Below are 14,261 nucleotides of genomic sequence, written 5' to 3' on the forward strand. Positions count from 1 at the left end.
CGCGGTTCTCCGTTGTGTGTAGCTATGCCGGGGTGGCGTCGAGGGCGTGGCCCACCAGGGCCAGCAGCGACTCGACGACGGTGATCCTGTTACGCGCGTCCATGATCACAACAGGCACGTGCGGGGGACGGTCAGGGCCTCCCGGACGTCCTCCGCCTCGAACCCGGGCGTGCCCTCGAAGTGGTTGACGGCCACGATGTACGGCAGTCCGCAGCTCTCGAAGTAGTCGAGAGCGGGGAAGCAGTCGGCGAGCCGCCGGGTGTCGGCCAGCACGACCGCGCCGATCGCGCCGCGCACCAGGTCGTCCCACATGAACCAGAAGCGCTGCTGCCCCGGTGTGCCGAAGACGTACAGCACGAGGTCGTCGTCGAGCGTGAGGCGGCCGAAGTCCATGGCGACGGTCGTGGTGACCTTGTCGGGCGTCGCGCTGAGGTCGTCGGTGTCCTCGCTGGCCTGGGTCATCGTCGCTTCGGTCTTCAGCGGGGTGATCTCGGAGACCGACCCCACGAAGGTCGTCTTGCCCACGCCGAAGCCGCCCGCGACCACTATCTTCGTGGCGATCGGGGCCCTGGTGTGGTCGAGCTGCCATGCCTGCAGCGATTCCTCGGCCTGGGGCCTCGGCCCCGGCCGGCGCGGAGTGAACAGCGGCGACTCAGAGACGGCGGAGTCCATTGAGCACCCTTTCGAGCAGTGCGCGGTCGGGCTGGCCGGTGCCGTGCCCGGTTCCGTACACGCGGATCTTTCCCTGGTCGGCCAAGTCGCTGAGCAGCACCCGGACCACGCCGAGCGGCATCTTCAGCAGCGCGGAGATCTCCGCGACGGTGCGCATCCGGCGGCAGATCTCGACGATGGCCTGGAGCTCCGGCATGACGCGCGAGGCCAGGTTGCCGTTGGTGAGTTCGCGGCGTTCGTCGGGGGCTTCGAGCGCGGCCACGAACGTCTCGACGAGCAGGACGTGACCGAACCGGGTGCGACCACCGGTGAGCGAGTACGGGCGGACCCGTGCGGGGCGTTTGTCGGCGCCGCGGACCGGGAGCCTTCGGGTGGGTTCAGCAGCAGCGGGGGTCACTGGGCGCTCTCCATCGATTTGCGCAGCTCACTGCGGAGTTCGGGGGTGAGTACGTGTCCGGCACGGCCGACGAAGAGCGCCATGTGGTAGGCGATGACGCTCATGTCGCAGTCGGGTGTGGCGTGCACCCCGAGCAGCGAGCCGTCACTGATCGACATGACGAAGACGCTGCCCTCCTCCATGGCGACCATGGTCTGCTTGACGCCGCCGCCTTCCATCAGCTTCGCGGCGCCGATGGTGAGGCTGCCGATGCCGGAGACGATGGTCGCGAGGTCGGCGCTGGAGCCCCGGGGCCTTCCTGCCGGCCCGCCACCGGGGCGGACTGGTGGCCGGGGTCGGAGGAGAGCAGCATCAGGCCGTCGGACGAGACGACGGTGACCGAGTGGACCCCTGGCACCTCCTCCACCAGATTGCTCAGCAACCAGTGAAGGTTACGGGCCTCGGTACTCAGCCCGAACGTGCTGGGCGCAGTCAACTGCGTGCCTCCTCGACTGTGTCCCCCGTCTCATCGGTTCGACCGTCGGTACGGTCGGCCGCCTCAGTGTGGCCTGTGCGTGCGGCGCGTCCGGCCGTGGCGGGGGGCTCCGGCGTGGCGGCGGACTCGGCGATCTCCGCCTCGACGTCCCTGCGGCCGTCCTTCGCGCCCTGGTGGAAGCCGCCGAGCCGGCGGCGCAGGGCGTCCTTGTCCACGCTGCCCTTGCGCTCGGCCGCGGGGGCCCCGGCGGGCTTCACGACCTTCGGGGTGCGCTTGGGCAGCCCCTTGTCCGTGATCTCTTCCGGCTCCGGGTGGCGCGGGCCGGGTACCGCGTCGGCCACGGAGGTCGTGACGGGCGCGGGCGTCGGGACCTCGTGCGGCTGCGGGCCCTCGTCGGCGGTGCGTTCGTGGCGGTCGGGTCCGATGGCGTACGGGCCGGACGCGAGCGTGGGCTCGGGGCCGTCCCCGAAGGCGGGGCGTGGGTGAACTCGGGTACGTCATCGAACTCGGGCACCCGGGGGAGCCTGACCTGCATCGTGGTCTCGGCCTCGGTCTCCGCGGGCTGCGGGACCTGCTGCGGCTGCGGCGGCTGGGAGGCCTCCGGCTCCGGCGCGGCGGGGGTGCGTGGTCGGGGCGACGTGGACACGGTCGGCCGCGGGTGCCGGGGTGGCGGCGGCCGGGTCCGCGGCGGCCGGCGCGGTGACGGCTGCCGGGCCGGACTCGGCGATCGTCTGCTCGGCCGCCGCGATCAGCGGGTCGCCGGGCAGCGCGAGCGTGCGGCGCGGCAGGGCGTTGGAGTTGGCCTCGGCGACCGAACCCGGCAGGTTCAGCGTAGGGGCGTCGCCCGGCGCGGTGACCGGCGGCGGGGTGGCGGCCGGGGGCGCCTTCGGGAGCAGCGCCTTGGGCAGCACGACCACCGAGGTGACCCCGCTGCCCTTCTGCTCGCGCAGCTGGACCCGTACGCCGTGGCGCGCGGCCAGCAGCGAGGTCACCTGAAGGCCGAGGCCGGCCCCGTCGGCGTTCTGCTCGCCGGCCTCGAAGAGTGACGGGTTGCCCAGCCGGGTGTTGAGCTCGCCCATCCGCACGGACGACATGCCGATGCCCTCGTCCTGCACGGAGAGCATCACCTCGCCGGTCTCCAGCAGCCAGCCGGAGAGCTGGACATGGGAGTCGGGCGGGGAGAAGGAGGTGGCGTTCTCCAGGAGTTCGGCGACGAGGTGGCTGAGGTCGTCCGCGGCGAATCCGGCGATCGCGGCGTGCGGCGGCAGCGACTGGATGGTGACCCGCTCGTACCGCTCGATCTCGCTGACCGCGGCGCGCAGGACGTCGACCAGCGGGATCGGCCCCGGGTGTCCGTGCCCGTGCTCGGCGCCCGCGAGCACCAGCATGTTCTCGCTGTGGCGGCGCATGACCGTGGCCATGTGGTCGAGCTTGAAGAGGGTGGCGAGCCGCTCCGGGTCCTGCTCGCGCTCCTCCAGGGCCTCGATGACCCCGAGCTGGCGCTCGACGAGGCCGAGGTTGCGCAGCGAGAGGTTGACGAAGGTGTGGTGGACGGTGTTCTTCAGCTTCTCCAGCTGGGCCGTCAGGTCGGCCGTGCGGACCTGGAGTTCGGCCCGCTGGAGGGTGAGGGCCTCGCGGCCGGAGATCAGCTCGGCGCGCTCGGTCTCCAGGTTCTCGAACCGCCCGTTGAACTCGTGGAGCAGCCCGTGCAGCTTGCCGTGCAGGGCGTTGAGGGACCGTACGACCTGCGCGAACTCGTCGTTGCGGCCGGTGTAGCGGACCGGTTCGGCCGTGGCGGGTTCCGCCGCGAGGCGCGCGGCACCGATCCGGAGCACGGCGAGCGGCTGGGTGAGGGTGCGGGCCACGGCGGTGGAGACGCCGACGGCGATCAGCAGAGCGCCGCCGAGCAGCGCGATCCGCAGTTCGAGGGCCGTGACGTCGTCGTCCCGCAGCTCTTCGAGCCGGTGGACCTGGGCGGTGCCGAGCGCGGACTCCACGCCCCTCATCCGGTCGATCCGGGCGGAGAGCGCCGCCTGGACCTTCTTGTTGCTGACCTTCAGGTCGGTGTCGGAGAGTTCGGGGCGGTCGGTGAGCTCGCCGAGGTACTTCTCCGCGTTGTTGACCTCGGGGCCGGTGACGGTGGTGGCGAGCTTGTCGCGGGCAGTGGCGCCGGCCGCCTGGTCGAAGTCGGCGAGCGCGGCGAGTTCGCCGACGCGGGCCTGCTGGGCGGCGGCGCTCAGCTCGTCACGGGTGCGGTCGTCCTTGGTGTCGCCCTCGTCCTGGGTCTGGACGGGCAGGCCGGTGAACGGGTCGGTCTGCGGGGTCACCGGCTCCTTGCGGGGCACGGCGAGCGCGGCGAGCAGCAGCCCGCGGGTGGCGGAGGCGTGCTCGGTGGCCTGGCCGAGCGCGAGCGGGGTGCGGGTCGCCTCGGCGGCGCGCGGCGGGGTCTTCTCCGCGAGGTCGTCGGCGAGGCCGTGCAGCTTGGAGATGACCTCGGAGTACGCCTGATGGGCCTCCAGCGCGGATCCCTTGCCGCTGACGGCGTCGCGCCGCAGCGAGGGGATGGTGGAGAGGTCGCGGCGCAGGACGGCGGGGGCCGCGTCCCGGATCTCGTCCACCTGCTGGTCGACACGGGCGCTCCGGCTCCCGGCGGCGCTGCTCGTCCCGCCGGGCTTGCCCGTCCGGCCGGCGGCGATGTAGGCGGTCACCTCGTCGCGCTCGTCGGCGAGGGAGTGCGCGAGCGAGATGGCCTGCTGGTTCAGCTCCGCGAGGGTGACCAGCCGCTGCGATTCGGTCAGGTCGGACGAGGCACCGAGGGCAGCAGGGGCTCCTGCGGCTATGACGGTGATCCCGACGACCGCGACGCCCGCGACCAGCCGGCTGCGCACGCGCACGCGGCGCCCGCCCTCAGCCGACGCCGAAGGCGCCACCCCGGAATCGTTGTGCTTGCTGCCCTTGCTCCGAGGCCGCTTCTTCTGCACCGGTGCTCGCAATCTTGACTCGTCCGCCCTTGAAGCAGAGGTGACGCACGGCCACTTGAACGAGCGCCCCGACCCCTGGTACGGCTTCTGACCATTCCAGTGCTTTTGAGAGGGGGGCTCGCATCAACCGCTCCGCCACTCGAACGAGTGAACAACACTCCAGAGTTGACGAACAACTCTCCCCTCGGGGCCCCGAAGGCACACCCGGGCGGTCGGCTGGAACTTCCGGGCAGGCTTTGGCAAGATGCCCGCCCGCACACTTCTCGGAGTGATTCCTTCCGCTCCAGCCGCCCGCCTGACCTGCCGGTACGGGCCAATCCCGGGTCCGTGCAGGGCGCGTGAAGACGTCGTGCAGACTGTCCGTATGCGCATCGAACTCGCCACCTCGGCCGGCGCTCCCGAGCGACCGAACGAGGACTGGGCCGCCAGCGTCCTGCCCGCCTCCGGCCAGGGCGGGGGGCTGGTGCTGCTCGACGGGGTCACCCCGCCGCAGGGCGACGACGGTTGTGTGCACACGGTCCCGTGGTTCACCGCGAGACTCGGCGGCTCCCTGGTCGAACTGTCCGGTTCGCGGCGGGATCTGACCCTGCAGGAGATCCTCGCGGAGTCCATCCGGCGCACCGCCGACACGCACCGTTCCCTGTGTGACCTTTCTCACGTACGTACCCCACAGGCAACCGTCGTCGTGGTGCGTTGGGACGCGGCCGAGGTCGAACACCTGGTGCTCTCCGACTCGGTGCTGCTCCTCGAGTCGCCCGGCGGAGCCGTCCGCGCCCTGCTGGACGACCGGCTCGACCGGCTGCCGCCCGGCTCGCTCGCCTCCGACGCGATCGCCGACGCCCAGGTCCGGAACAAGGAGGGCGGCTTCTTCACCGCCGCCGCCGATCCGGCCGTGGCGGAGCGCGCGGTCACCGGGCGTACGCCCCGCGCCGAGGTGCGCGCCCTGGCCGCGATGACGGACGGCGCGAGCCGCTGGACGGAGATGTTCGGCGAGGGCGACTGGGCCGCCTGCTTCGGGGTGCTCCACAAGGAGGGGCCGCAGGGGCTGATCGACCGGGTCCGCGCCCTGGAGGACGCGGACACGGACCGTACGCGGCTGCGTCGCAGCAAGACGCACGACGACGCGACGGCGGTCTACGCGCAGCTGTGACACCTCGGGCGGGGGCTGGGCAGCCCCCGCCCCCGGTGTCAGTCCTCCGCGCGGGCGTTCAAGTGATGGAGCAGCCGGGCCAGTTCCGCCACCTCGGCGCGGTCCCAGTCGGCGAGCTTGCGCACATACCGGTCCCGGCGCGCATCGCGGACGTGCCGGAAGCGTTCGAGCCCCTCGTCGGTGAGCCGGACGAGGAAGGCGCGCCCGTCGGCCGGATCGGGCTCGCGCGCCACCAGCCCGAGGCTCTCCAGGGCCCGCAGCTGACGGCTCATGGTGGCCTTGCCGACCCCGAAGTACGACGCCAGGTCGGTGGCCCGCTGCCGGCCGGCCGACTCCAGGCGCACGAAGAGTCCGTACGCGGCCGCCTCCAGCTCGGGATGCACCTCGCGCGCCATTTCGCCGGAGTTCGCCCGGGCGCGGCGCAGGAAAACCGCCAACTCCAGCTCCAGAGCGAGGAATTCGTGGTCCACACCACTCCCCCGGCTGCGCCGGGTTCACTCCCGCTTTCGCTCCCGTGCACGTCAACACCCCTCATGAGCTTTCCTGCCGCTGAAAGTTTCTTTCACCGCCGCCCATCGCCGCAGCTCCGCCAGTATTTCGTAGGAGTAGACCAACGGCACCGCCGAGGCCCTCTTCCGCCGTGCGGGTCTACGTGCGTAGCGTCCTGCATGGCATGTCCACACCATGGCGTGCCGCCAGGGGTGCGCCCGGCGCCTCCTGGTTCAGCAGGTCCCCCCACCGAAGCCTCGGAGGCACGCAATGCCCGTGCACAGATCCGGCTCCCGCTCGGCCCGCCGCTCGCGTTTCGCGGCAGCAGGCACTCTGCTCGCAGCACTCTCCCTCCTCATCGCCCTGCCCGGCACCGCCGGCGCCACGGGCAAAGCCGCCACCGGGGACCCCACCAAACCGGCCCGGGGCTCGGCCACCATGGGAATGGGCGTCGTCGCCCACGACGGCCGGGGCGGACTGCCGACCGACAACCGCGCCGTCCAGACGGAGGGCGTGGACGTCAGTGGACACCAGGACGCCGTGAACTGGGCGGCGCTCTGGAGCAGCGGCGTCAAGTGGGCCTACGTCAAGGCCTCCGAGGGCACTTACTACACGAACGAGGACTTCACCCAGCAGTACAACGGCTCGTACAACGTCGGGATGATCCGCGGTTCGTACCACTTCGCCACCCCGGACACGACGAGCGGCGCCGTCCAGGCCAACTACTTCGTCGACCACGGCGGCGGCTGGTCCAGGGACGGCCGGACGCTGCCGGGCGCGCTCGACATCGAGTGGAACCCCTACGGGGACCAGTGCTACGGCAAGACCCCTGCCGCGATGGTCGCCTGGATCCGCGACTTCGTGAACACCTACAAGGCGCGCACCGGGCGCGACGCGGTCATCTACACCGCGACGAGCTGGTGGCAGACCTGCACGGGCGGCAACGCCGGCTTCGGCGCCACCAACCCGCTCTGGGTGGCCCGTTACAACACCACGGTGGGCGCGCTTCCGGCCGGCTGGGGCGTCTACACGATGTGGCAGTACACCTCGACCGGCCCCACGGTCGGCGACCACAGCCACTTCAACGGCGCCCTCGACCGCGTACAGGCGCTGGCCAACGGCTGACCGCCCCCGCCGGCGACCGCCCGGCGCACCCTCCCCGCAGCAGAGCCCGGTGACGCACCCAGTCGCCGGGCTCTGCCTCGTCCCACGCCCCTGACCAGGGGTTCAACTCTCCACAGCGGATACGCACCCCTCGCTATACACCGCATGTATACGTCGTGTGTATAGTCCTCCCAGGCCGCACACACTGTGCGCCGTTCAGTTCACGAGGGAGTGACCCGTCTTGCGCAGTAAGAGGAAGTCGATCGGTGCCGGGTTGGCCCTCTCCCTTGTGACGGCGCTCACGCTGACGCTGAGCGGCTGCTCGATGGAGACCACGGCCCCCGGCTCCGCACGCGCCGACGCGGGCTCCGACTCCAAGGGGTCGTTCGGCCCGGTGGACTGCCGCAAGGCGAAGTGCATAGCCCTGACCTTCGACGCGGGCCCGGCCGACGACACCCCCACCTGCTGGACATCCTGAAGAAGGAGAAGGTCCACGCGACCTTCTTCCTGCTGGGCAGGAACCACGTGAAGAAGCACCCCGACACCGTCCGCCGCATCGCGGCCGAGGGGCACGAGGTGGCCAACCACACCTGGTCGCACAAGGTCCTGACGGACCGGAAGCCGGCCGAGATACGGGCCGAGCTGGAGAAGACGCAGGACGCGATCGAGGCGGTCACCGGCAAGAAGCCGCGACTGATGCGCCCGCCGCAGGGCCGCACCGACGACACCGTCTCCAGGATCAGCAAGGACCTGGGGCTCTCCCAGATCCTGTGGAGCGCGACGGCCAAGGACTACTCGACGACCGACTCCGCGCTGATCAGGAAGCGGATACTCGACCAGGCGAGCAAGGACGGCATCATCCTGCTGCACGACATCTACAAGGGCTCGGTGCCCGCGGTGCCGGGCATCATCCACGAGCTGAAGAAGCGCGGCTACACCTTCGTGACGGTGCCTCAGCTGATGGCCCCGCGGAGCCGGTCCCGGGCACCATCTACCGCCCCTGATCCGTGCGCGGCCGCGTCACGGCCCGGCACTGCCGATCGGCCGCCGGCCGCCCCGGCCTCTCACCCCATGACCGGTCGCCCGCCCGCACCGAAACGGCCCGCCGCCCCGTCGCCGGGAAGGCGGGCCGTCCGTACCGGCCGTGTCCGTAGTGCCGCGCCCGTCACGACGTGACGCCTACGCCGCGGCCGGGATCCTCCGCTCCGCCGGGGCCGAGGCCGGGGCGAGGGCGATCTCCAGGACCTGGCGCACGTCCGTCACCGGGTGGACCTCCAGCGTGTCCAGCACCTCGGCGGGGACGTCGTCCAGGTCGGCCTCGTTCCGCTTCGGGATCACCACGGTGGTGATCCCCGCGCGGTGCGCGGCGAGCAGCTTCTGCTTCAGGCCGCCGATCGGCAGCACGCGTCCGGTCAGTGAGACCTCACCCGTCATCGCCACATCCGTACGGACCAGCCGTCCGGAGAGCAGCGAGGCCAGCGCGGTGGTCATCGTGATACCCGCACTCGGACCGTCCTTGGGCACCGCGCCCGCCGGGAAGTGGATGTGCGCGCCACGGTCCTTCAGGTCCGCGACCGGCAGCTCCAGCTCCGCGCCGTGCGACCGCAGGAAGCTCAGCGCGATCTGCGCGGACTCCTTCATGACGTCGCCCAGCTGGCCGGTGAGGGTCAGCCCGGACGCCCCGGTCTCCGGGTCGGCGAGCGACGCCTCCACGAAGAGCACGTCACCACCGGCGCCGGTCACCGCGAGCCCGGTGGCCACGCCCGGCACCGCGGTGCGGCGCTCGGCCGGGTCCTGTGCGGACTCGGGGACGTGGTGCGGCCGCCCGATGAGACCGCGCAGGTCCTCGTCGGTCACGGTGAACGGCAGCTCGCGGTCGCCCAGTTCGTGCTGGGCCGCGACCTTGCGCAGCAGCCGGGCCACGGACCGCTCCAGGTTCCTCACGCCGGCCTCCCGGGTGTACTCCCCGGCCAGCTTCCGCAGCGCGGACTCGTCGAGGGTCACCTCGTCCTTCTCCAGGCCGGCCCGCTCCAGCTGGCGCGGGAGCAGGTGGTCGCGGGCGATGACGACCTTCTCGTCCTCGGTGTAGCCGTCGAGCCTGACCAGCTCCATCCGGTCGAGCAGGGCCTCCGGGATGGCGTCCAGGACATTGGCGGTGGCCAGGAAGACGACGTCGCTGAGGTCGAGTTCGACCTCCAGGTAGTGGTCGCGGAAGGTGTGGTTCTGCGCGGGGTCCAGCACTTCGAGGAGGGCCGCCGCCGGGTCGCCCCGGAAGTCGGAGCCGACCTTGTCGATCTCGTCGAGCAGGACGACCGGGTTCATCGAGCCGGCCTCCTTGATGGCGCGGACGATGCGCCCGGGAAGCGCGCCGACGTAGGTACGCCGGTGGCCCCGGATCTCCGCCTCGTCCCGGACACCGCCGAGCGCGACGCGGACGAACTTGCGGCCCATGGCGTGCGCCACGGACTCCCCGAGCGAGGTCTTGCCCACGCCGGGCGGGCCCACCAGGGCCAGCACCGCACCGCCGCGCCGCCCGCCCACGACGCCCAGGCCGCGGTCGGCGCGCCGCTTGCGCACCGCGAGGTACTCGGTGATGCGTTCCTTCACGTCCTGCAGGCCGGCGTGCTCGGCGTCGAGGATCTCCTGGGCGCCGCGGATGTCGTAGGCGTCCTCGGTCCGCTCGGTCCACGGCAGTTCGAGGACGGTGTCGAGCCAGGTCCTGATCCAGGAACCCTCGGGGCTCTGGTCGGAGGACCGTTCCAGCTTGTCGACCTCCTTGAGCGCGGCCTCGCGGACGTGCTCGGGGAGGTCGGCGGCCTCGACCCTCGCCCGGTAGTCGTCGGACTCGTCCTCCGGGTCGCCGTTGAGCTCGGAGAGCTCCTTGCGCACGGCGTCGAGCTGGCGCCGCAGCAGGAACTCGCGCTGCTGCTTGTCGACGCCCTCCTGGACGTCCTTGGCGATGGACTCGGCGACGTCCTGCTCGGCGAGGTGTTCACCGAGCCACTGGACGGCGAGCTTCAGCCTGGCGACCGCGTCGGTGGTCTCCAGCAGCTGCACCTTCTGGGCGGTGGTGAGGAAGGGTGAGTAGCCGGAGTTGTCGGCGAGCGCGGAGACGTCCTCGATCTGCTGCACCCGGTCCACGACCTGCCAGGCGCCGCGCTGCTTGAGCCAGCTGGTGGCGAGGGCCTTGTACTCCTTGACCAGCTCGGCGACGGCTCCGGGCAGCGGATCGGGGACGGTCGGCTCGACCCGGGTCCCTTCGACCCAGAGCGCGGCACCCGGACCGCTGGTCCCGGCGCCCACGCGCACCCGGCCGCGGCCGCGGATGAGCGCGCCGGGGTCGCCGTCGGAGAGCCGGCCGACCTGCTCGACGGTGCCGATGACACCGATCCCGGTGTAGGTCCCGTCGATCCGCGGGACGAGCAGCACCTCGGGCTTGGCACCGCTTTCCCGGGCGGCGGCCTGTGCGGCTTCCACCGCGGCGCGGACCTCGGCATCGGACAGGTCGAGAGGCACCACCATTCCGGGCAGCACGACCTCGTCGTCGAGCGGCAGCACAGGCAGGGTCAGCGGTGTGACGGCGTTGGACTCAGTAGCCATGATCTCCCCTTCGGCATTCAAGTTGAGCTATGAAGACTCAATGCTCCTGAGCCGCTCAATGTTCCCCGGGGTGCGTTCGCTGTGAGCGATCGCGATGTGGCCGCCGCCGCAGGCCTTGTCTGCAACGCCTCACGGGCCCCGCGTAGTCCCCGGCCCGGTACCGGGCCTCGCGTAATGCCGTGGAAGGCTCGGGCGCCGCCGGACAGGATGACGCCATGAACGATTCCGCCATTCCCTCGCAGGCCCTGCTGGTCGTCGACGTCCAGAGGGCAGGTGTGACCGGCGGCCGGGCGGTGCCGGGTGCGGCCGGGCTGCTGGCGCGGACGTCGGAGCTGATCGCGCGGGCGCGCCGCAGCGGCGCGCTGGTCGTCCACCTCCAGAACGACGGCGCACCCGGCGCGGGCGACGAGCCCCACACCCCGGGCTGGGCACTGCACCTTCCCGTCGAGGAGGGGCCCACCGAGTTCGTGATCCGCAAGACCAGGGACGACGGCTTCGCGGGGACGCCCCTGCGCGGTCTGCTGGCCGAGGCGGGCGTCGGCTCGCTCGCCGTGTGCGGAGTGATGTCGGAGATGTGCGTCCAGGCCACGGCCCGGTCCCGGCCGCCGTGGTCTCCCGGGTCGCCGCATGGGCGATCAGCGCGGCCGCCGAGGTCACCACGCCGGCCGCGGACGTGAGGTTCACGGCGCCGCGGTCCCGGACGGCGACCACCACCACCTCGCCGTACGTCCAGGCCCCGCCCCGGGCCTGACCGGTCGGAACGCCCCGCCGAAAACCGTTCGGCGACGCCGCCGGAGGCAGGGCAGAGTGCCGGTATGAGCGAGGACCTAGGGCTGGCACCGGACGGCACGATCAGGCGGGAGGGCTCGCTCGACCGGGTGCCCGCCGAGTTCGCGGCGGTCGTGGCCGCGGCCCGTTCCCGGATCGCCGAGGTGTTCGGCCCCGACCGGCTGGACAGCGCCTACGTCTACGGCTCCGTTCCGCGCGGCACTGCCGTCCCCGGCGTCTCCGACCTGGACCTGCAGCTCGTGCTGCGCGACGCTCCCACCGGACGGGACCGCGCCGACGCCGACGCCGTCGAGGCCGAACTCGACGCCGCGTACGAGGAGATCGACGGGGCCGGCATCCTGCTGGGCGGTGCGGCGACGCTGCTCAGCGCACTCGAACGCCACGACGGCGGCTTCTTCCTCGCCTGCCTGTGCACCCCGCTGCTGGGCGACGACCTCGCCGCACAGCTGCCGCGCTACCGGCCGACCTCGCTGCTCGCCCGCGAGACCAACGGCGATCTGTGCCTGCTGCTGCCCCGCTGGCACGAGCGGGCCGCCGAGGCCACGACCGACGCCGGACGGCGCGCCATGAGCCGGGGCGTCGCCCGTCGGATCGTGCGCACGGGCTTCACCCTGGTCATGCCGCGGTGGGGCGGCTGGACCAGTGATCTGACCGAGTCCGCCGAGCTCTTCGCCCGCTACTACCCGCACCTTCCCGAGCGGGCCGGGCAGATGCGGCTGGCGGCCCGCACGGGACGCGCGCCGAGTGCCGACCCGGCCGTCCTGTCGATGCTCGTCGACGACCTGGCCCCCTGGCTGGCGGCGGAGCACGTCGCGGTGCACGGCGAGAAGGCTCCGCGCCCCTGACCGCACCTCAGGGCGGCGTACGTGAACCGAGTAGCGTCCGGCCTCCGATAGAGGAGGTGTGAGCCACTTGCGCCCTTCGGGGGACGACCGGGACGACGAGGCGCTGCTGCGTGCCGTCGCACAGGGGGACACGACGGCCCTGGCCGCTCTCTACGACCGGCATGCCGGCTGGCTGCTGGCCAGGCTGAACCGGCGGTGCGCGGACCCCGAGACCGTACGGGAGGTGCTCCAGGACACCTTCGTCACGGCCTGGCGCTCCGCCGGTTCGCACCGGGGCGCCGAGGCCGGCGGCTGGCTCTGGGTGATCGCGGCACGCCGGCTGGTCGACGCGCGGCGGGTCCGGGCCAGGACGGAACGGGTGGCACGGGCCGAGCACGCGGGGAGCGCCGAGTGGACGGCCGCCGTGCCGTCCGCCGAGGACCGGGTCCTGGCCGGTCTCGAATACGGCGACGTGGGCGCCGCCCTCGACCGGATATCGCCCGAACTCCGGGAGGTCCTGCGGGCGACGGTCATCGACGGCCTGACGACCCGTGAGGCCGCCCGGCTCCTCGGCATACCGGAGGGGACGGTCAAGACCCGGGCGCTGCGGGCCCGCCGCGAACTGCGGACCGCACTGGACCGGCTGGTTGTGGAGAACGGTCCGCTGGGAGGCACGGCATGACGGTCTGGCACGTGGGCGACGAACTGGCCGGGCGGTACGCGGCCGGCACGGCTGCCGAGACGGATGCCTGGTCCCTGGAGAAGCACGTCGAGGCGTGCGCACCCTGCGCCGCCCTGGTGTCGGCGTCGGTGCGCGAGCAGGGGGACGCGGCACCGCTGCTGGAGGGGGTGCGCGCGGCGGTGCTCGCAACCGCGACGGCCGAGCCGGTGCGGGGGACCTCGTGGGGCGGGCGCGGGGCGCCGGTGGGGGCCGGCTCGGCTGCTCGGGCGGGGGATGGCTCCGCGGGCGTGGGGGCGTCCGGGGGAACGGGGGCCGGGGCGCCCGTGGGCGCGGGAGCCGGTCCGGACGTGGGGGCGTCCGGAGGGTGAGGGGCCGGCCTCGGGGTGGGGGCGTCCGGGGAACGGGGCCGGGGCGGGGCCCGGCCCGGGGGCGCCTGGCGTGGTCGGCGCCGGGGCCCGCCACCCGGATCGGGCGGGTGCTGTGGGCCGCCGGGCCCACCCTGCGGGGGTCGTGGGCGGCTGCGTTGGTGCTGGTGGCGCTCGGGCCGTCGCGCTCGCGTACGGGGGCGGACTCGGCGGCACGGCGCGGCCCCTGCTCCTCGTCGTCGCGCCGGTGCTGCCGCTCGCCGGGGTCGGCGTCTCGTACGGGCGCTGCGCCGATCCGATGCACGAGATCACCGCCACGACTCCGGGCGGCGGCCTGCGGCTGCTGCTGGTCAGGACCGCCGCGGTGCTCGCGGTGACCGTCCCGGTGCTCACGCTCGCCTGGGCGGTGCTGCCCGCATCGGCCGGCGGTCCGGGAGCCGTGGCGTGGCTGCTGCCGGGACTGGCCATGACGCTGGCGGCGCTGGCGCTGAGCAGTTACGTCGGCTGCCGCACCGGTGCCTCGTCCGTGGCCGCGTGCTGGGCTCTCGCCGTCGCCGTACCGGCCGTCGGAACGCTGCCCGCACGGCTCGACGAGCCGCTGGCGGCAGCCGTCCGCTACTTCGCGGGGCCCGCCGCCCAGAGCTCCTGGGCGGCCGCGGCCGTGCTCAGCGCCGGGCTGCTGGCCCTGCGCCGCAGATCCTTCGACCACCTGGAGAAGTCATGAGCGTGATCG

Annotated in this window: 11 protein-coding genes and 4 pseudogenes; 8 read left to right on the plus strand and 7 right to left on the minus strand. The window is 72.7% G+C overall.

Translation table 11 applies throughout. The features are described from left to right. Positions 1 to 22 precede the first annotated feature (22 nt). The 5 genes and pseudogenes from LNW71_RS08400 to LNW71_RS08420 all read right to left on the minus strand — a co-directional run bounded on the left by LNW71_RS08400 (position 23) and on the right by LNW71_RS08420 (position 4,438). A pseudogene (locus LNW71_RS08400) lies at positions 23 to 672 on the minus strand (ATP/GTP-binding protein). After that, positions 653 to 1,069 (minus strand): DUF742 domain-containing protein, encoded by a 417-nt coding sequence (locus LNW71_RS08405; protein WP_250967670.1) that lies wholly within the window; start codon positions 1,067 to 1,069, stop codon positions 653 to 655. Before LNW71_RS08405 ends, LNW71_RS08400 begins: the two are co-directional and overlap by 20 nt. Then, a pseudogene (locus LNW71_RS08410) lies at positions 1,066 to 1,544 on the minus strand (roadblock/LC7 domain-containing protein). Before LNW71_RS08410 ends, LNW71_RS08405 begins: the two are co-directional and overlap by 4 nt. Beyond that, the gene (locus LNW71_RS08415; RefSeq protein WP_250967671.1) at positions 1,541 to 1,885 is read right to left on the minus strand and encodes a hypothetical protein; all 345 of its coding nucleotides are present in this window, start codon (positions 1,883 to 1,885) and stop codon (positions 1,541 to 1,543) included. Before LNW71_RS08415 ends, LNW71_RS08410 begins: the two are co-directional and overlap by 4 nt. A 156-nt stretch (positions 1,886 to 2,041) precedes the next feature. Then, positions 2,042 to 4,438 carry a nitrate- and nitrite sensing domain-containing protein gene (locus LNW71_RS08420; RefSeq protein WP_250967672.1) on the minus strand — a complete coding sequence of 799 codons (2,397 nt, stop codon included), beginning with the start codon at positions 4,436 to 4,438 and terminating at the stop codon, positions 2,042 to 2,044. Between the two features lie 451 nt (positions 4,439 to 4,889). Here LNW71_RS08420 and LNW71_RS08425 point away from each other — a divergent pair, with 451 nt between their 5' ends. Next, entirely contained in the window at positions 4,890 to 5,675 is a 786-nt protein-coding gene (locus LNW71_RS08425; protein ID WP_250967673.1) for a protein phosphatase 2C domain-containing protein, read from the plus strand. A 38-nt stretch (positions 5,676 to 5,713) separates the two neighbouring features. Here LNW71_RS08425 and LNW71_RS08430 read toward each other — a convergent pair whose 3' ends face one another. Then, positions 5,714 to 6,145 carry a MarR family transcriptional regulator gene (locus tag LNW71_RS08430; protein ID WP_250967674.1) on the minus strand — a complete coding sequence of 144 codons (432 nt, stop codon included), beginning with the start codon at positions 6,143 to 6,145 and terminating at the stop codon, positions 5,714 to 5,716. 289 nt (positions 6,146 to 6,434) lie between these two features. On the opposite strand from LNW71_RS08430, the gene LNW71_RS08435 reads away from it, so the two are divergent. Together LNW71_RS08435 and LNW71_RS08440 are read left to right on the plus strand one after the other, a co-directional pair. Further along, positions 6,435 to 7,289, plus strand: coding sequence for a lysozyme (locus tag LNW71_RS08435; protein ID WP_250967675.1), 855 nt, complete (start codon positions 6,435 to 6,437; stop codon positions 7,287 to 7,289). Positions 7,290 to 7,593: 304 nt separating this feature from the next. Further along, positions 7,594 to 8,272 (plus strand): annotated as a pseudogene (locus LNW71_RS08440) (polysaccharide deacetylase family protein). A 175-nt stretch (positions 8,273 to 8,447) separates the two neighbouring features. Here LNW71_RS08440 and lon read toward each other — a convergent pair. Next, a complete protein-coding gene (lon, locus tag LNW71_RS08445; protein WP_250967676.1) occupies positions 8,448 to 10,868 on the minus strand; it encodes an endopeptidase La in 2,421 nt (806 codons plus the stop codon). Positions 10,869 to 11,083: 215 nt separating this feature from the next. Between lon and LNW71_RS08450 the strand changes: the two are divergent. The 5 genes and pseudogenes from LNW71_RS08450 to LNW71_RS08470 all read left to right on the plus strand — a co-directional run bounded on the left by LNW71_RS08450 (position 11,084) and on the right by LNW71_RS08470 (position 14,252). Next, positions 11,084 to 11,619, plus strand: a pseudogene (locus LNW71_RS08450) (isochorismatase family protein). 64 nt (positions 11,620 to 11,683) lie between these two features. Beyond that, positions 11,684 to 12,502, plus strand: a complete 819-nt coding sequence (locus tag LNW71_RS08455; protein ID WP_250967677.1) for a nucleotidyltransferase domain-containing protein — start codon at positions 11,684 to 11,686, stop codon at positions 12,500 to 12,502. A 58-nt stretch (positions 12,503 to 12,560) separates the two neighbouring features. Beyond that, a complete protein-coding gene (locus tag LNW71_RS08460; protein WP_250967678.1) occupies positions 12,561 to 13,163 on the plus strand; it encodes an RNA polymerase sigma factor in 603 nt (200 codons plus the stop codon). Next, positions 13,160 to 13,531: a hypothetical protein gene (locus LNW71_RS08465; protein ID WP_250967679.1), complete on the plus strand. Its 372-nt coding sequence runs from the start codon at positions 13,160 to 13,162 to the stop codon at positions 13,529 to 13,531. The genes LNW71_RS08460 and LNW71_RS08465 overlap by 4 nt, the downstream gene beginning before the upstream one ends. A 142-nt stretch (positions 13,532 to 13,673) precedes the next feature. Beyond that, positions 13,674 to 14,252 (plus strand): hypothetical protein, encoded by a 579-nt coding sequence (locus LNW71_RS08470; protein ID WP_250967680.1) that lies wholly within the window; start codon positions 13,674 to 13,676, stop codon positions 14,250 to 14,252. Positions 14,253 to 14,261: the final 9 nt, after the last annotated feature.

Source organism: Streptomyces sp. RKAG290, assembly GCF_023701695.1.
Taxonomy (GTDB): domain Bacteria; phylum Actinomycetota; class Actinomycetes; order Streptomycetales; family Streptomycetaceae; genus Streptomyces.